The organism is Thiocapsa sp., from assembly GCF_018399035.1.
In the GTDB taxonomy this organism is placed as follows: domain Bacteria; phylum Pseudomonadota; class Gammaproteobacteria; order Chromatiales; family Chromatiaceae; genus Thiocapsa.
This window is the reverse complement of sequence record NZ_CP073760.1, coordinates 90349-107768: the sequence shown is the minus strand read 5'-3', so window position 1 is coordinate 107768 and position 17420 is coordinate 90349. Positions and strand designations below refer to the sequence as shown.

Annotated in this window: 20 protein-coding genes; 3 read left to right on the top strand and 17 right to left on the bottom strand. The window is 64.4% G+C overall.

The annotated features are described in order from the left end of the window. Positions 1-56: 56 nt before the first annotated feature. The 15 genes from KFB96_RS00525 to KFB96_RS00455 form a co-directional block, all read right to left on the bottom strand. Positions 57-428 carry a helix-turn-helix domain-containing protein gene (locus KFB96_RS00525; RefSeq protein ID WP_213458468.1) on the bottom strand — a complete coding sequence of 124 codons (372 nt, stop codon included), beginning with the start codon at positions 426-428 and terminating at the stop codon, positions 57-59. Positions 429-455: 27 nt separating this feature from the next. After that, the gene (locus KFB96_RS00520; protein ID WP_213458467.1) at positions 456-788 is read right to left on the bottom strand and encodes a hypothetical protein; all 333 of its coding nucleotides are present in this window, start codon (positions 786-788) and stop codon (positions 456-458) included. Between the two features lie 145 nt (positions 789-933). Next, positions 934-1086, bottom strand: coding sequence for a hypothetical protein (locus tag KFB96_RS00515; protein WP_213458466.1), 153 nt, complete (start codon positions 1084-1086; stop codon positions 934-936). An 84-nt stretch (positions 1087-1170) separates the two neighbouring features. After that, positions 1171-1785 carry a hypothetical protein gene (locus KFB96_RS00510; protein WP_213458465.1) on the bottom strand — a complete coding sequence of 205 codons (615 nt, stop codon included), beginning with the start codon at positions 1783-1785 and terminating at the stop codon, positions 1171-1173. Continuing rightward, complete coding sequence (locus KFB96_RS00505) at positions 1782-2510, bottom strand: endonuclease III domain-containing protein (RefSeq protein WP_213458464.1); 729 nt, start codon at positions 2508-2510, stop codon at positions 1782-1784. The genes KFB96_RS00510 and KFB96_RS00505 overlap by 4 nt, the downstream gene beginning before the upstream one ends. Continuing rightward, entirely contained in the window at positions 2511-3755 is a 1245-nt protein-coding gene (locus KFB96_RS00500) for a sugar phosphate nucleotidyltransferase (RefSeq protein ID WP_213458463.1), read from the bottom strand. It lies immediately after the preceding gene. A 347-nt stretch (positions 3756-4102) separates the two neighbouring features. After that, positions 4103-4858, bottom strand: coding sequence for a pyridoxine 5'-phosphate synthase (gene pdxJ, locus KFB96_RS00495; protein WP_213458462.1), 756 nt, complete (start codon positions 4856-4858; stop codon positions 4103-4105). After that, positions 4855-5655, bottom strand: a complete 801-nt coding sequence (recO, locus tag KFB96_RS00490; protein ID WP_300988664.1) for a DNA repair protein RecO — start codon at positions 5653-5655, stop codon at positions 4855-4857. Before recO ends, pdxJ begins: the two co-directional genes overlap by 4 nt. Positions 5656-5682: 27 nt before the next feature. Then, positions 5683-6609: a GTPase Era gene (era, locus tag KFB96_RS00485; RefSeq protein ID WP_213458461.1), complete on the bottom strand. Its 927-nt coding sequence runs from the start codon at positions 6607-6609 to the stop codon at positions 5683-5685. Continuing rightward, positions 6602-7279, bottom strand: a complete 678-nt coding sequence (rnc, locus tag KFB96_RS00480; RefSeq protein ID WP_213458460.1) for a ribonuclease III — start codon at positions 7277-7279, stop codon at positions 6602-6604. The genes era and rnc overlap by 8 nt, the downstream gene beginning before the upstream one ends. Positions 7280-7304: 25 nt before the next feature. Further along, entirely contained in the window at positions 7305-7649 is a 345-nt protein-coding gene (locus KFB96_RS00475) for a DUF4845 domain-containing protein (RefSeq protein ID WP_300971200.1), read from the bottom strand. A 92-nt stretch (positions 7650-7741) separates the two neighbouring features. Further along, positions 7742-8593: a signal peptidase I gene (gene lepB, locus KFB96_RS00470; RefSeq protein WP_213458458.1), complete on the bottom strand. Its 852-nt coding sequence runs from the start codon at positions 8591-8593 to the stop codon at positions 7742-7744. A 255-nt stretch (positions 8594-8848) separates the two neighbouring features. Further along, on the bottom strand, positions 8849-10651 hold the full coding sequence (gene lepA / locus KFB96_RS00465) for a translation elongation factor 4 (RefSeq protein ID WP_213458457.1): 1803 nt from the start codon (positions 10649-10651) through the stop codon (positions 8849-8851). Positions 10652-10894: 243 nt separating this feature from the next. Continuing rightward, entirely contained in the window at positions 10895-12049 is a 1155-nt protein-coding gene (locus tag KFB96_RS00460) for an iron-containing alcohol dehydrogenase (protein WP_213458456.1), read from the bottom strand. A gap of 32 nt (positions 12050-12081) precedes the next feature. Next, positions 12082-12639, bottom strand: coding sequence for a pirin-like C-terminal cupin domain-containing protein (locus KFB96_RS00455; RefSeq protein WP_213458455.1), 558 nt, complete (start codon positions 12637-12639; stop codon positions 12082-12084). Positions 12640-12912: 273 nt separating this feature from the next. Here KFB96_RS00455 and mtgA point away from each other — a divergent pair, with 273 nt between their 5' ends. Next, positions 12913-13629, top strand: a complete 717-nt coding sequence (gene mtgA, locus KFB96_RS00450) for a monofunctional biosynthetic peptidoglycan transglycosylase (protein WP_213458454.1) — start codon at positions 12913-12915, stop codon at positions 13627-13629. 22 nt (positions 13630-13651) lie between these two features. On the opposite strand, the gene KFB96_RS00445 is transcribed toward mtgA, so the two are convergent. Further along, positions 13652-14575 (bottom strand): SDR family oxidoreductase, encoded by a 924-nt coding sequence (locus tag KFB96_RS00445; protein ID WP_213458453.1) that lies wholly within the window; start codon positions 14573-14575, stop codon positions 13652-13654. 200 nt (positions 14576-14775) lie between these two features. On the opposite strand from KFB96_RS00445, the gene KFB96_RS00440 reads away from it, so the two are divergent. Beyond that, complete coding sequence (locus tag KFB96_RS00440; RefSeq protein WP_213458452.1) at positions 14776-15477, top strand: SDR family NAD(P)-dependent oxidoreductase; 702 nt, start codon at positions 14776-14778, stop codon at positions 15475-15477. A gap of 109 nt (positions 15478-15586) precedes the next feature. Here the strand turns inward: KFB96_RS00440 and KFB96_RS00435 are convergent, their stop codons facing one another. Beyond that, complete coding sequence (locus tag KFB96_RS00435; protein ID WP_213458451.1) at positions 15587-15946, bottom strand: HPF/RaiA family ribosome-associated protein; 360 nt, start codon at positions 15944-15946, stop codon at positions 15587-15589. Positions 15947-16597: 651 nt separating this feature from the next. On the opposite strand from KFB96_RS00435, the gene KFB96_RS00430 reads away from it, so the two are divergent. Then, positions 16598-17413 (top strand): DNA-formamidopyrimidine glycosylase family protein, encoded by an 816-nt coding sequence (locus tag KFB96_RS00430; RefSeq protein WP_213458450.1) that lies wholly within the window; start codon positions 16598-16600, stop codon positions 17411-17413. Positions 17414-17420: the final 7 nt, after the last annotated feature.

The following is a 17420-nucleotide window of genomic DNA, read 5'->3' as shown; positions in this document are numbered from 1 at the left end:
GCTCGAATCGCCAGCGTTGCCATCCTGGTTTCATCACCTGCTGCTCCGTCGAGGTATCAATTGTCAGGGTCGTCAACCGGCGCGCAGAGATCCTGCGTGGTTAACGGCGGGCCAGCATACTGAACGCATCCCCGTAAGCGGCTTGGGTCATTCAGGCGCCCCAACGCGGCGCGATACTGCTCCTCACGGGTGAGCCAGAATTCGACCGTGCCGCCGAGGACGCGATCCAGGCCAGCGGCGGTCTCGGCGGTGATCGGGGCGTGGCCCGTGATCAGGTCGTTGAGGTGCTGAACGGTGAAGCCGGTCCGCGCGGCGAAATCGGCTTGGGTCCAACGCCGTTCGTCCAGCAGATCGGCGATGGTGTCGCCGGGCGGTGAGGCCCAATTCGGCGTCCAGGTCCGCGTTGGCGCTGTCTGCCCATCACTCATGCCGGTCTTCCTGTGCGATCTCGGTCGCTACATACGCCTGATGCGGGTGCTTGGCACTCTCCGGGTAGCGCAGTTTGAGCGGCAAACGTGCTTGCTCGGGGTGCGGATCCCGGAGCCTTTGGTCTCGGCCCAGTGCAGATCGTGCAGGACGGCGGCAATCGCCGGGTTGCGCAGGCGCGAGCCGGGCGTGCCGAGATCCGCGACCGGCTTGAGCGGCTCGCGGGTGATGGCGTCGATGAAGAGGATCCGCCCTTGGCGCTCGGGCGGCTTGCGGGCGCGGCAAACGACGACGCACGCCTCCATCGGCGAGTTGAAAAAATAGATGCGCTCGCCCGGTTGGGGCTTGAGCATCCGGGTCATGAAGCGCTTGTAGAAGACCAGCGGGAAGATGAATTACCTGTAATCGCCCGCGTCGATGAGGCCGCGCAGGATGGTGGCAGCGCCCCAGAGATAGCTTTGGAGCTGGGCGAGGCTGATCGGATCGGATCTGTCCGTCATCGATGGATCAATCCTTGTCGGTGTGGCATGTTATCCAGCCGCCGCCGATCATCTCCCGCCGCAATGCCTCCTCGGCCACGCGGCAGCGCTCCAGTGCAACCTTGAAATCGGCGATGGCCTCCGGCAGCGGCGGGATGTCCCTGCCGATCGACGGCAGCACGGAGCCGCAACAACGGCCACGGCGCAAGCCGGGGTTCGCAAACCCACGCCGCCTACTCAGCTCCGACAGAGGATCGGCGTGGCATCAACCCCTCGAAAGGTTATGGATGGCAGCGACGGCCGCTTTCCCGGCGGCATCGATATCGGCCTCGCGCCCGGCCAAGGTCAGACGTCCGAAAGCGCCGACGGCACGCACGTCGATCAGCGTCACGTTCGACGCCTTCTCCGCCTCGTTGGCGGCGTAAACCACATAGCCGGCGGGCTCGGTCTCCAGGAAGAACATGCTTTGCCCGGGCAGGATCATGGATCCGCGCCGATCCTGCCGATTGATCAGGACCGCGTGGTCCGGCGTGATCGAGCGGATCGTCTCCTTCCAGGCGATTCGGCAGGTCTTGCGGGCGCCCTCGGTCGTGTCGAGCGCATTCAAGACCGCTCGACCGGCGTCCATGACGTCGCTCTGATCGCGATGGTGGATGACCATGGACCCGAAGGCGCGCTCGACCACCTGCTGCCCTAAATGCACACGCGTCGCCTTCAGCGCGATATCCGTCAGACGGTGTACCGCCATCCCGGGCGCGACCTCGATCCAGAGACAGGCATCGCCCGGCACCGGCAGGAAGCCTTGCGAGACGGTGCCTAAATACTCGGCGAGCTGCGGCTGAAGCGAATCGATGAAGACGTAGGTCCGAAGCTCGATCATGGGGTCTCTTCTGATGCTGTTGTCCCGCGCCGACGCCGCTGCGACGTGCGCGATGAAGTGAATGAATCCGAGGGCCTCGCCGCTGCCGCGGCGCAGGTCCGGCGCAGTGCGCAACGCTCACATGCGGGACGCGTCCGACAGACCTCCTTGCCCTGCGACACGATGAGCGCATGGTACTCCTTGAGCATCGGCACGTCAGGGCCGAGTGCCTGCTCGAAGGCGCGACGAATGCCGTCGTAGGTCTCCCCGCCGGCGAGCAGACCCAGGCGTTCGAAGATCCGGCGCGTATAGGCATCGACGACGAAGACGGGGCGGTCGAAGGCGTAGAGGAGGATGTCGTCGGCAGTCTCGGGGCCGATCCCGTTGATCGCCAGGAGCCGAGCGCGCAGCTCGGGTGTCGTCAGCGCATCCAGCCCCCGATGGCCGCCGGCCTGCAGATACGCCCCGCAAAACGCCCGCACCCGCTGCGACTTGACGTTGAAATACCCGGAAGGCCGCAGCGCATCGGCGAGCTCGAGCGGATCCAAGGCGAGGATCGACTCGGCGTCGAGCGGAACACGCGACTGCAAGCGCACCAATGCGCGCTCGACGTTCGTCCAGGCGGTATTTTGCGTCAGGATCGCCCCGATCATCACCTCGAAGGCGCTCTGCGCAGGCCACCAGTCCTGTGCGCCGAAGGCGTCGAGCAGCCTCGCATAGACACCTTGCAGCGCAGCGGCGTCCACTTAGGGAATCTTGGTGACCACCACCACGCCCTTCTCGGAGACGGTGAAGCGCTCGCGGTCGGCCTTCGGATCGTGTCCGATCTGCGTCCGCGGGGGGATCTCCACGTCCTTCTCGACGATGCAGTTGCGCAGGTGCGCGCCCTGCCCGACCGTCACGCCGTTGAAGAGGATGGATGCCTCCACGATGGCCCCGTCCTGCACCCGCACCTTCGGGAAGAGGACCGAATGATTGACCCCGCCGCCGCTGATCACGGTGCCCGCGGCCAACATGGAGTTGACGAAGATGCCCTCGTTCCCGCTCGTCGCACCCGGAACCGTGCGGGCCGGCGGATACTGGCCCTGATAGGTGTGGATGTTCCAGTCGGCCTGATAGAGATCCAGAGGCGGCTCGGCGCGCAAAAGGGCCATATTCGCTTGGTAATAGGCGTCGATCGAGGCCAGATCGCACCAGTAGCGATCCGGGGTCACCCGCCCGCGGTCTTGGCCGAAACGATAGGCGACGACACGGTGATCGGCGACGACGCGTGCGACGATATCCAGGGCCAGATCCGTGTCGGCAACCGCGCCTTCATCACGGCGCTCCTGATCCAGACGCGCCATCTCTTCGAGCAGAAAACCACGGTCGAAGACATAGACACCCATGGTCTCCAAGCGCTCGGTCTCGTCCGGAATCGGCGCGGCGAGCAGATTCTCGAGCGGCGCCGACGCCGGTGGACTGAACCCGGCGATACGCTCGCCCTCGGTCAGCTCGACCCGCGCCTGAGTCCCGGAGCCGCGCCCGTTGACCGCGCGAACCGCGACCGTGATCTCGGCCTTGGACTCCGCATGCGCGCGCACCAGCTCGGCGTAATCCATGCGGTAGACGGCGCCTCCGTCCAAGACCAGGATCTGCCGGGCACGGCTGCGCTCGATCAGATAGCGATTCTGACGGATGGCGTCGAAGGGACCGGCGTACCACTCCTGGCTCTCGCGCATCTGCGGCGGGACCGGGGTGATGAACTCGCGCAGCTCGGGATTGAAGATCGACCAGCCGTCGCGCAGATGTTTGTGCAGCGAGTGACTCTTGTATTGGGTCAGCACCAGGACCTGTCGCAACCCGGAATGCAGACAGTTGGCCAAGGTGAAGTCGATCACGCGGAACTTGCCCCCGAAGGGCACCGCCGCCTTCGTGCGGTGCTCCGTCAGCGGAGCGGGACCCGCACCGCGATCGATGGCAAGGACAAGGATGAGCGTCTCTGTAGACATAGCGCAGCGGAATCACCGACGGGACCCCTCGTCCCGACGCACAGTCTAAACCGCGCCGAGTGCGGTATGTGATGTTTTTGGATGGGATCGGCCCCGGCAGACTTGACGGCCGCTGGAGCTGGCGCGGTTTAAGAGATTAAAAATTATAAAATTTTAAACCGCGTCCCCGCTAAGGGCCGTGGATAAATGCACAGGCGTGGCCGGCGTGATGACTGCGGCCGTTCGGGATCTCAAGCCTGCCGCGGCTCCCTGAGATGCCCGGCGCGAGTTGGGCACGCTTCGCTTTGCCCGACCAACCCATTCATGTTGCCCCGAATGGCTTGAACGAGAAAGTCGAGGCACGCGCATCAGGGCCCTGCAGCCACCGCCGTATCGATCACGTCCTTCATATCCCGAACGGCTTGATCGAGGCCCGAGAAGATGGCGCGGGCGATGATGGCATGGCCGATGTTGAGCTCGCGCACGCCCGGAATGGCCGCGATCGCCTTCACGTTGTGGTAGTCGAGGCCGTGCCCGGCGTTCACCTGCAAACCGAGCGAAAGCCCGAGGTTGACCGCGCGTCGAATGCGGGCCAGCTCCTCCGCGCGCGCAGCGGCGGTCTCGGCGTCGGTATAATGCCCGGTGTGGATCTCGATCACGGGTGCACCCACGGCGTGCGCTGCCTCGATCTGGTCCGGATCGGCGTCGATGAACAGCGAGACACGGATCCCGGCGTCGGCCAGGCGTGCGCAAAAATCCTGCAGGTGGGGCCGATTCGCACGAACGTCCAAACCGCCTTCCGTGGTGAGCTCCTCGCGACGCTCCGGCACCAGGCAGCAATCGGCCGGTTTCAGCCGACAGGCGATGTCTCCCATCTCGGCGGTGGCCGCCATCTCGAGATTCATGCGGGTTTGCAGGATGCCGCAGAGCAGCTCGACATCGCGCTCCTGGATGTGGCGACGATCCTCGCGCAGATGCAGCGTGATCGAGTCCGCGCCCGCTTGCTCGGCCACCAGGGCGGCCTGGATCGGCTCCGGATAGCGCGTCCCGCGCGCACGGCGAATGGTCGCGACATGATCGATGTTGACGCCGAGCAGGACCCCGGCAGCGGTTTGACTGGTCAAGATTCAAGACTCCGATTCGTAATTCCGACATGCGTCGAGTCGCGAGAGGTGCACGGCGCCGCTCCCGGTTCCGATCCGGATCCCGATCCGGAGATTGGGGCGGACGCGACGGCAAAGCGCCGGAAGAGCTCGCGGCTTTTCAGCGGACGCCCTCCGAGGTGGGGCTCCAGAAGGCGCCGCAGAAGTGCCCGCGCCTCGCGCAGCTGATGCGGGGCCAACGGATCGCCCTGCGCCAAGGCGAGCAAGGTCGCACCGGATATGCGCTCGGCGCGATCGTCCGCCTGCGCCTGCAGCATGCCCTGTCCGGGGACGAGCACATAGGTCCCCGCAGGGACGACCGGCCGATCGCAACCGGCCTCGACATCCAGAGCGAGCGCGTAGCCCAGCTCGTCGAGCAGCCGAATCTCGAACTGCCGGAGCAGGCTTTCAAGGTCCTCCCCGCTCGCCAAACCCGTCAGCGCGGCATGATAGAAGGCGAACAACGGGTCGTGCGGATCATCGCGACCGAGCAGGCGAACCAACAGCTCGTTGAGATAAAAGCCGCACAGCAGCGGGCGCCCGAGCAGACCGATCGCCGGCCCGGCAGCCTCGACCCGGGTCAGGGTCAAGACCTCGCCGCGGCCGACGGCATCCAACCACAGGGGTTGAAACGGCTGGAGCAGGGCACTGGTGGGATGGCGCGCTCGGCGGGCACCCTTGGCGATCGCCGGGAATCGCCCTCGCCCGGCGGCGAAGACCTCGAGCAGGAGACTGGTGTTGCCGTAATCGCGCCGATGCAGCACGAAGGCCTGAAACAAAGACCCGCGAGCGTTCACGCTGCGGGCTCAACTGCCCCCGCGCCCGTCCAGGGGTCCATCTCCGTAGCCGAGACGTCCCAAGGCGGCCTCGTCGCTCGACCAGCTCTTCTTCACCTTCACCCAGACCTCCAGATGCACCGGGCAGCCGAACACCTTCTGCATCTCCAGGCGCGCCTGCGTGGCGGCGGCCTTCAGGGCCTCGCCCTGCCGACCGATGATGATGGCCTTCTGGCTCTGGCGCTCGACCCAGATCAGGGCGTTGATCTTGTAGCGCCCGCCGGCCTCCTCGAAACGCTCGATCTCCACCGTCGTGCGATACGGCAGCTCCTCGCCGTAGCGCTGCACCAGTTGCTCGCGCACCAGCTCGGCGGCAAAGAAGCGCTCGGAGCGATCGGTGATTTGATCCTCGGGAAAGACCGGCTCGCCCTCGGGCAGGCCGCGCAGCAGGGCGAGCTCGAGCACATCGACCTGATCCCCGTTCGCCGCCGAGACCGGGATCAGATCCACGAAGGCGTGACGCTGACCGAGATCCTGCAGATAGGGCAGCAGATCCTCCTTGTTCGAGATGCGGTCGACCTTGTTGACGGCCGCAATCACGGGCACGCCCGCGTTCGCGATGGCCTCGAGGGCTGCGGCGTCCTCGTCGGTCCAGCGCAGCGCCTCGACCACGAAGAGCGCCAAATCGGTATCGCTGATCGCCGTGCGGGCCGCGCGATTCAGATAGCGATTGAGTGCGTTCGCCCCGCGCTGATGGATGCCCGGGGTGTCGACGAAGAGGATCTGGCCCTCGGGACGCGTCTTGATGCCCAGGATGGAGTGGCGCGTGGTCTGCGCCTTGTGCGAGGTGATGGCGAGCTTTTGGCCCATCAGACGGTTGAGCAAGGTCGACTTGCCGACGTTCGGCCGCCCGATGATGGCCACGGTCCCGCAACGACCGACGATGTTTTCAGACATTCTTGAGCTGCTCCAGCATGGCATGTGCCGCCGCTTGTTCCGCACCGCGTCGGGTACCGCCCTCGGCGCGGGTACTGAGATCCGCGTCGGCGAGCGCGCAACTGACGACAAAGGTTTGGGCATGTTGATCGCCGCCGGTGGCCACGACCGTATATTCGGGGAGCGGCCGGCGCTGGGCCTGGAGCCATTCCTGCAGTTGGGTTTTGGGATCTTTCCCGGCATGGGTCGCGCTGGTCTGCGCCAAGCGCGTGGCAAACAGACGCAAGACCAGCTCGCGTGTCGACGCAAATCCCGCATCCAGATAGACGGCCCCCCAGAGGGCCTCGAAGGCATCCGCGAGGATCGAGTCTCGGGCATAGCCGCCGGTACGCAGCTCCCCCGCACCCAGATGCAGGTAATCACCCAGATCGAGCCCGCGGGCCAGCGCGGCCAGGGTCTCGCGCTTGACCAGGGAGGCGCGCATGCGGCTCAAGGTCCCTTCATCGGCCTCGGGAAAGCGCCGCCACAGCGCCTCGGCGATCACGAAACCGATCAAGGCATCGCCGAGAAATTCCAAACGCTCGTTGTTGGCGGATCCTGCGCTGCGGTGGGTCAACGCCTGAAGGAGGAGCTCCTCGCGCGCGAACTTGTGTCCGATGAGCCGAGCGAGCCTGAGGGGATCGGCGTTCACGGATCGACCTTCGTCGGATCGCCCGTCATTGGCCCTTCACCTCCACCTGATAGGCGAAGGTCAAGACCGTGTCGATATTGAAAAAGACGTGCTGACGCTGCTCGTAGTCGAGGGTCACCTCGTAGAGGTTCTCGCCGGTACGCCGAATCTTGAAATCCTTGGCGCTTACCTGGTCCACATTGTTGATGTCGAGCCGCTTGCCGATCTGATTGGCGATCTCGCGTGTGCCGCCGCTGATCGGTGTCGATTGCTCGGCGACATTATCCATGACGGATTTGATCGTCCAGAATCCCATGTATGCCGGACCCAGCTTAAACAGGAGGGTCACGAAAAAGATCACCAGCGAGAGGATGACGAGGATCGACAACATCCCCGCTCCGCCTTGACGGCCGTTCAATCGCAATCTCACAAGCACCTCCGCGGGAACCGGATGTCATGATCCGGCGGCCCATTGCGATCCGATCAATCGATCCCGTTGCCGAGACGTCCCCAGGCGATCGGGGAACCGTCACGACGTCCGTCCCAATGCATCCAGATACCGAATGCCTTGCCGACCAGGTTGTTCTCGGGCACGAAACCCCAGCAGCGACTGTCGTTGCTGTTGTCGCGATTGTCGCCCATCGCGAAGTACTGGCCTTCCGGGACCTTGATCGGATTAGAGGCCAGGACCCGACACCCTGGCGGCAGGTCGGGGGCGTTCTGTCGCGTCAGGATCCGATGTTCGACCTCGCCCAGCTTCTCGAGCGCCTCGCGCGCCCCGGTCATCTCCGCCCCCGATCCGACACCCGTATAGCGACCGATCGGCAACTGCGCGACCGGCTCGCCGTTGCGATAGAGCGTCTTGTTTCGGTAAGCGATCTCGTCGCCCGGAACACCGACCACACGCTTGATGTAGTCCACCGAGGTGTCCTGCGGAAACTTGAATACAACCACGTCGCCCACCTGAGGATCCCCGATCTCGAGGAAGCGGGAGTTGAGCACCGGCCACCGCAGCCCGTAGGCGAACTTGTTGACCAGGATGAAATCCCCGGTCAGAAGCGTCGGCATCATCGAGTTCGACGGGATCCGAAACGGCTCGACCAAAAAGGAGCGCAGCACCAAAACGGCGAAGATAACCGGAAAGAAGGAGCGCGCATACTCGACCAAAACCGGTTCCTTGTAAGCCGGTCTTGTCTGATCGGAGAGCGCGCCTCCGCCGACCGCAGCCTCGGCCAAGCGACGACGACGCGGCGCGAACATCACCGCATCGATCAGCCAGATCCCGCCGGTCACGACGGATGCCAACACCAAAAAGGCAGGAAAATCGAAATTCATGGGTAGGTTTATGAGGTCTCTCGGTGATCCATGGATGGCGATGGGATCGGTTATCGGTTATCGGTTATCGGTTATCGGTTATCGGTTATCGGTTATCGGTTATCGGTTATCGGCTCTCAGCGTTGAGAATACCGATCGACCCTGCAATGACGCATCAAAAAAATTCTCAATTATTGAACTGCGTCGACTCGAACGTTCATTGGCCCCCGCAAAGCCGACCCAACACAAAACAGCGCATATCGCTCCAGACGCGGTTCAATTATCTTTGCCGACCTGGAGCACCGCAAGAAACGCCTCCTGCGGGATCTCGACACGGCCGACCTGTTTCATACGCTTCTTGCCGGCCTTTTGCTTTTCCAACAGCTTGCGCTTGCGACTCACGTCGCCGCCGTAACACTTGGCCGTGACGTTCTTGCGCAGCGGCTTGACCGTGGTGCGCGCAATGACCTTGGTGCCGATCGCGGCCTGAATCGCCACCTCGAACATCTGGCGCGGGATCAGATCCTTCATCCGCACGGTGATGTCGTGACCGCGGTTTTGCGAGAGGGCGCGGTGCACGATCGAGGAGAGCGAGTCCACCTTATCGCCGTTGATCAAGACGTCGAGCTTGACCAGGTCGGCGGCCTGGAAGCGCTTGAACTCGTACTCGAATGACGCGTAGCCGCGACTGACCGATTTCAGTCGATCGAAGAAATCCAGCACCACCTCGCTCAACGGCAGCTCGTAGCTCACCTGCACCTGACCGCCGAGATACTGGAGCTGCTTTTGAACCCCGCGCTTCTCGATACAGAGGTTGATCACGGAGCCGAGATAGTCCTGCGGCACCAGGATATGCGCCTCGATGATGGGCTCGCGGACCTCGCGGATCTGACCGGGGTCCGGCAGGTTGGCCGGATTGTCGATCTTGATGATCTCCCCGTCCGAACGCAGCACCTCGTAGACCACCGTCGGCGCGGTCGTGATCAGGTCCAGGTCATACTCGCGCTCGAGTCGTTCCTGGATGATCTCCATGTGCAGCATCCCGAGGAAGCCGCAGCGAAAGCCGAAGCCCAGCGCCTGCGACACCTCGGGCTCGTAGTTCAGCGCCGCATCGTTGAGTCGCAGCTTGCCCAAGGCCTCGCGCAAGTCCTCGTAGTCGTCCGAAATCACGGTGTAGAGCCCGGCGAAGACCCGCGGGCGCACCTCTTTGAAGCCCGGCAGCTTGGGGGCCGGCGAGTCAGGACGGGTGATGGTGTCGCCGACGGGCGCACCGTCGATCTCCTTGATGCCCGCGATCATGAACCCGACCTCGCCCGCACCCAAGCGGTCGCGCTCGGTCTTCTTCGGCGTGAAGACGCCGACCGCATCGACCTGTTGCGTGCGTCCGGTCGACATGATCAGGATCTTGTCGCGACGGCGCATCTCGCCGTTCATCACGCGCACCAGCGAGACCACGCCGACATAGGGATCGAACCAGGAATCGATGATCAGCGCCTGCAGGGGTGCGTTCACGTCGCCCTGCGGCGGCGGGATGCGCTGGACCAGGGCTTCGAGCAGCTCCGGGATCCCCTCGCCCGTCTTGGCACTGACCCGCAGCGCATCCTCGGCATCGAGACCGATGATCTCCTCGATCTCCTTGATGACGCGCTCCGGCTCGGCCGAAGGCAGATCGATCTTGTTGAGCACCGGCAGGACCTCGAGCCCCTGCTCGATGGCGGTGTAGCAATTGGCGACGCTCTGCGCCTCCACACCTTGGGCGGCATCCACGACGAGCAGCGCGCCTTCGCAGGCGGCCAGGGAGCGCGAAACCTCGTAGGAGAAGTCGACATGCCCGGGCGTGTCGATGAAGTTCAGTTGATAGATCTCGCCGTTGCGCGCCTTGAAGTCGAGCGTGACGCTCTGCGCCTTGATCGTAATCCCGCGCTCGCGCTCCAGATCCATCGAATCGAGCACCTGGCTCGACATCTCGCGATCGGTCAAGGCCCCGCTGAACTGGATGAAGCGGTCGGCGATGGTCGACTTGCCGTGATCGATATGGGCGATGATCGAAAAGTTTCGGATATGACTGAGGTCTGTCATGAAGCTGAAGGTCGCCCGGGGATAGGGTGAAGAGCGCGCGGCAGGCGTACACGCAAGCCGTTTCGGTCGGCCGGGCGCGCGAGCGGGTGTCTGAAATGAGCGCGAATCATAGCAGACACGGGCGCGCCGGGCATGTGCCGCAAAGCACCCGCCCCGGGATCGTCGACTTGCAGTCGACCCGCCGGCCACCAGGCCGGCGAAAGAGCTCGACTGCAAGTCGACGATCCCGGGGGGGAGTCGGGGTTAGAGCGCCAGCTCAAGCACCTGCCGCGAGCGTGCGAGATCGACGTCCTGCCGCTCGCCGAGCGCGGTCATGCCGTGACGCTCGAGCTGATCGACCAGCGGCGCGATCGCATCGGCGCCGATTCCGTAACCCGAGAGCCGTGTCGGGACCTGGAGCGACTCGAAGAAGTCGCGGGTGCGCTCGATGGCCGCATCGATGCGCGCGTCCTCGTCGCCGTCACGCAGACCCCAGACCCGTTCGGCGTACTGCAGGAGCTTGCCGCGCTTCTCGAACCGCCTGACCTGCAACATCGCCGGCAAGACGACGGCCAGGGTCTGGGCATGATCCAGCCCGTGCAGCGCGGTGATCTCGTGGCCGACCATGTGGGTCGCCCAATCCTGCGGCACGCCGGCGCCGATGAGTCCGTTCAGCGCTAACGTCGCGGTCCACATGAGGTTGGCGCGCACCGCGTAGTTCTCGGGCTCGGACAGCGCCTTGGGGCCTTCCTCGATCAAGGTCAGCAGCAGCCCTTCGGCGAAGCGATCCTGCACCTTGGCATCGGCCGGATAGGTCAGATACTGCTCGGCGATATGCACGAAGGCATCGACCACGCCGTTGGCGACCTGACGCGGCGGCAGCGTATAGGTCTTGGTCGGGTCCAGCACCGAGAAGCGCGGGAAGACCGATGGATTGATGAAGGCCAGTTTATCGAGCGTGGTGCTTCGCGTAATCACGGAGGCCGCATTCATCTCCGAGCCGGTCGCGGGCAATGTCAGCACGCTGCCGAAGGGGACCGCGGAGGTGATCGGCGCCTGCTTGGCGAGGATGTCCCAAGGCTCGCCCTCGAAGGGGATGGCCGCGGCGATGAACTTGGTCCCGTCGATCACCGAGCCGCCTCCGACGGCGAGCAGAAAGTCGACCTTCTCGCGGCGGGCGAGCTCGACCGCCTGCATCAGGGTCTCGTAGGTCGGGTTCGGCTCGATGCCGCCGAACTCCAGATAGTCCGTCTCGCCCAGCGCAGCCTTGACCTCGGCCAAGGTGCCCGTCTTCACGACACTGCCGCCGCCGTAGGTGATCAGCACCCGGGCGCCGCTCGGGATCTCCGGGCCGATCGCCGCGATCTGACCTTCGCCGAAAAGGATGCGGGTGGGATTGTGGAAGACAAAGTTCTGCATGCGTAGGCTCCGTGGTGGCGCGTGCTCGTCGCTCAGGCCAAACGCCCGGCACTGTAGTCACGCACCGCGTGTTGAATCTCTTGCATCGTGTTCATGACGAAGGGGCCATGCTGGACGATCGGCTCGCGCAGAGGCTGCCCCGCAATCAGCAGGACCCGTGCCTCGTCGACTGCCTCGATGGCAACGCCGTCGGCGTCCGCAGCGTTGGCGAGGATCGCCATGCGCTGGGACGGGACCGACTGCCCGGCGATACCGACTGCCCCTCGATAGACATAGATGAAGGCATTCCGCTCGATCGGAAGCGCCTGCTCGAATCGCGTACCCGTCGGCAGCATGCGCCCGGCGATCATGTAGGTGACGGTCTCGAACCCGCGGTGCGGGTGATCCGGAAAGCCGGCGATATAGTCGTCCGGATCATCGCTGCCGAAGGCATCGAGCATGAGGAAGGGATCGAGCCGCTGCTGCAACGGCTGGGTCAGCACCCGGATCAGGTTCACACCGGCACCGTCGGTGGTCGCCTGGCCGACGACGAGTCGCTCGATAGGGCGAGACTGCCCGACCGACTCGGTTTGGAAGAGCGGATCTGTCATCTGAATCTCTCCTGGATCGAAGGTGCACGCGCGTAGGGTACGGCGAGGTACGAACCGCACCATGCGACGACCGGACCTTACATCGGTGCGGTTCGTACCTCACCGCACCCGACATGTCTTTGGCTCAGGCAAAGGCCGCCTCGAGATCGGCCTCGGCCTCGGCGTTGATCGCTCGGGTTTGACCCGCCGAATCCGGGTCCGGATACTTCGGCGAAGCCTCTTCAACGGACCGCTCTCCGGCGGTCCGATCACCCGCTCGCATGACCCGTAATCATGGCCGCTCGAAAAAAACGCTCTCGAAGAATTCTGTTGCGCCGGATCGCGCTCGTTCTGGCGGGCCTGATGGCGCTGTCGGTGATGCTGGTCACGATCCTGCGCTGGGTCGACCCGCCGACCTCCGCCTTCATGATTCAACGCTGGATCACCGCCCAGTCCGAGCCCGGCGGGCCGCCCTATATCTATCACGAGTGGGTTGACTGGGACGCCATCCCCGGGGCTGTGAAGCTCGCCGTCATCGCCGCGGAGGACCAGCGCTTCCCGGGCCATCGCGGCTTCGACACCATCGAGATCGAACGCGCGTGGCAGCGCTATCGTGCCGGAGAGCGGTTGCGCGGGGCGAGCACCATCAGCCAGCAGACGGCGAAGAATCTCTTCCTCTGGTCCGGCCGGGACCCGATTCGCAAAGCACTGGAGGTCTGGTTCACACTCCTGATCGAGACGCTTTGGTCCAAGGAGCGGATTCTGGAGGTCTATCTCAACATCGCCCAGCTCAGCCCGAACACCTTCGGCGTCGGGGCCACGAGCTGGCGCTATTTCGACCGCCCGGTGATGGCGCTGAGCACCTCGGATGCCGCCCTGATCGCCGCCGTGCTGCCGAATCCGAACATCTATCGACTCGAAACACCCTCCGCGACCGTCAAGCGCCGCGCCACCTGGATCCGGCGTCAGATGGCGCAGCTCGGCGGCGTGTCCTTTCTCAACAAGCTCTGACGGCGCGCGTGATCGTGCCGACCTACCGATTCAAATAGCCCAGCTGATCCACGCCGAAGGGTGTCGGGGTCAGGCCGAGCCGCGCGAAGCTGTCGTTCTCGAAGCAGACATTCCCCTCCATCAACATTTGGATCTGATCGCGCGAGATGGGAAACCAGGGATAGCGGTCGAGCAGACTCGCGGTCGCCTTGATGGCCATCGCCGGGGCCGGCAGCATCAGCTTCGTTTTGCCCGACGCCGCGGCGATCGTGGTCAGGATCGCCTTCCAGCTCAGACGCGCAGGTCCGCACAAGCTGTAGGTCTGGGATTCGGTGCGCGACTCGTTCACGGCCAGCACGCAGGCCGCCGCGACGTCGTCGATATGCACCGGGGCCAGCTCGAAGCCGCCCGCATTCTTGGGAAACAGGCCGCTGTAGAAGAGCGGCGCCGGCATCGGGCTATCGATGATGTCCTTCTTGAGCTGGGAGCAAAACTCCATGCGACCGTCCGGGTCGCCGAAGATGACCGAGGGGCGGAAGATGGTCCAGCGCAGCCCGGAGGCCTTGAGCGCCGCCTCGGCAAGCGCCTTGCTGCGCTGATAGGACGTGCCCTCGACATGGACCCCGTTGGCGCTCATCAGGATGAACCGATCGACGCCCTGCCCTTTCGCCGCCGCGATCGTGTCCTCGACACCGACACGTTGCAGCGCATCGAAGGTGATGCCTCGGCTCGGAAACTCGCGCAGGATGCCGATCAGATAGATCACGGCATCCGAACCCTCCAGGCAACGATCGAGCGCAGGCGGATCGGCCACGTCGCCGAGGACGATATCGCAATGCTCCGGCTGAGCGACCTTCTGCTCGCTGCCCGGCCGGACCAGAAGCCGCGGCCGATGACCGGCGTCGATCAAGTGCCGAGAGATGTTGGTGCCGACGAAACCGGTACCGCCGATGATGGCAACCTTCATATGAGCCTCCTTTCGCGTTGATGGGGTGTGGCGGACGACGTGCCGTCATCGAGAATATCGGGGCGATCCGAATCGAGACGAGTCCCATCAGAAGGTGCGTATCTTGTCCAGGATCGCAAGGCAATCTGTCCAGGTCTTGCAAAACTTTCGACCCGCCTGAACCTCACGCGACACACATCAAACCGTTTCATGGGGGTTACATGTCCAAAACCTATTTGATCGTCGGCGGCACGTCCGGCATCGGCGCCGCGCTGCTCGGGAAGCTTCTCGAGCGCGGCCATCGCGTGATTCAACTGTCGCGTCACCCGGAGGCAGCGCCGGATCATCCGGCGGTCACCAGTCTGCATTGGGACGTCCGAACCAACGACTTCCCGGCGGATGCGCTGCCGACGACACTCGACGGACTCGTCTACTGCCCCGGCACCATCCGGCTGCGCCCTTTCGAACGGCTGGCCGAGAAGGAGTGGACGGAAGACCTCGAGATCAATCTGCTCGGTGCAGTGCGGGCCCTGCAGGGTGCGATGAAGGCGCTCAAGGCGGCGGAGTCCGCCGGCATCGTGCTGTTCAGCACGGTCGCCGTCGGAACCGGGCTGCCGTTTCACGCCTCGATCGCGAGTGCCAAAGGCGCGGTGGAGGGCCTGACGCGGTCCCTTGCCGCCGAGCTCGCCCCGCGGATCCGGGTCAACGCCGTCGCGCCGACCCTGACGGCGACGCCGCTTGCCGAACGTTTGATCGGAAACGAGTCAAAGCGCAGCGCGGCGGCCGAACGACACCCTTTGCGAACGATCGGAGAGCCCGAAGACGTTGCGGGTGCCGTGCTGTGGCTGCTGGAAGACGCCCGCATGACGACGGGGCAAGTGATTCGAGTCGATGCCGGCTTGGCCACCTTGAGAACCGGCTGATGCGATCCGAAGCGGGTCGGTCAGGGGACGAACCGCTTCTGAGCCGGCCCAGCCAACCCCATCCAGCAAACAAAGCATATCGTACGGGGCGCGGATTAAATGTCGGGAATCAACCTCCGACCACGTGCGTTTCCGTGCTCAAAGCACCGTGCGGAGGGTTGCGGGGGAGACTGATTTGACGGCGCATCCGCCGCAGGTTGCGGCGCGCGAGCCCGAAGACCTCGTCGATGGCTTCCTTCGCTGTCTTGCGTGCGTCTCGGACGACGATTGGGCGCCCGTGGGCGATCTTGGCGGAGAGCTCGCAGCGGACGCGGTGTCCGTGGAGCGGGTCGAATTCCTCTTGGATCATGGCATGCGCCTCCAAGTCTTCTCCGGGGAAGCGTGCCGCAAGCTTGGCCACTTCCGTCTCGATATGACGGCGGATATCTCCGTCCAAGGCGAGGGTATCCCCGCCGATTTTGATCAGCATACTCTTCGAATCTCCGAAGACCCTGTCCAAGCGGACAACCGAGGTTGCCTCGTTCGGTCCGGGTCGGTCTGTGAGGGCGAGCGGTACGGCAGGACGTGTGTCGGATGCTGCGATTTAGAAACGGAGGGGACACAACGCGAGGCTATGGCTCGCGACGGATCATGGCGTTCGGCGCGCCGAAAAGCAAGGCAACGAAGCGGCGCGGACGCGACGGACATCCAGAGCTGTGGAGCGGACACGCGCAGCGCAGTGGGCCGTCGCAGTGCTCGGTGGACTTCGCTCACACGCGTCCACCCTTCCGCGGCGGGAGGCTCATCAGAGCATCACCACCGTCTCCGTGGAATTTTCGACCAGGTTCTGTCGAACTTTTTAACCGCAGGCGCCTCGAAGCTCGCGAGCCTCCTCGGAGGCGTTCTGACTCCTTGTCGTGTTCCCCGCCTACGGCGGGGTTTTTTATGCGGCTGCCAGGTTCGCCAAGCGCCGCAACGCGACGGAATATCCGGCCGATCTTACCGATCCGGGGCCGGCCGACGGATTCGGGAACCCTTCGGCCGATTGCAGACTCGAAGTAAGCGCAACGATGAGTTCTCCTTAGTTTGCTCGCCCCGCATCGCGGGGCGTCTTTTTGTCTGCCGGATGCAGGTTCAGCGCATGCCCGAAGGCGACACCATCCACAAGCTCGCGACCTTTCTGTCCGGCGCTTTGGTCGGCCAGCGTCTCGACGGCGCCCGTCTGCAGGGTCGCGCCATCGCCGCGCTCGCACAGGTCCACGTTCTGCGGGTGACGAGCAAGGGCAAGCATCTCTTCATCGACGTCGAAGGCGGGGCCTCGCTTCGCGTCCACCTCGGGATGTATGGCTCCTGGCACCGTTACCCGATCGGACAAACCTGGCAGAAGCCTGCGCGTCGGGCAACGCTCGTCCTGAACGTCTCCGGGCAGGACTACGTCTGTTTCAACGCAAAAGAGATCGAGATCCTCGATACCCACGGGCTGCGCAGACGCGATCGGACAGACCGCCTCGGACCGGATCTGAGCCGCGATGCACCGACCGCAGAATCTCTGCTCGATCGCGCCCGTACACTCTCGAGCCCCGAGACCGAGCTCGTCGATCTGCTGCTTGATCAGCGGATCGCCAGCGGTATCGGCAACGTCTACAAATCCGAGGTCCTCTTCCTCGAGCACTGCGCACCGAGGGCTCGATTCGGCGACATCTCGGACGAGACCTTTGCCGCGCTCTACCGGACCGCGGAACGCCTGCTCCTGAACAACCTCGGCGGCGGCCCCCGGATCACGCGCACCGCCGACGACGGTCGCGGCATCCTCTGGGTCTACGGCCGCGCCGAAAAGCCCTGCTTTCGCTGCGGGACGAGCCTGTTGCGAGAGCGTCTCGGGCAACACGCAAGATCCACCTACTGGTGCCCGGCCTGCCAGTCAGGACAAAGCCGTGAACCACCGGCAGCACCATAGGGTGCGG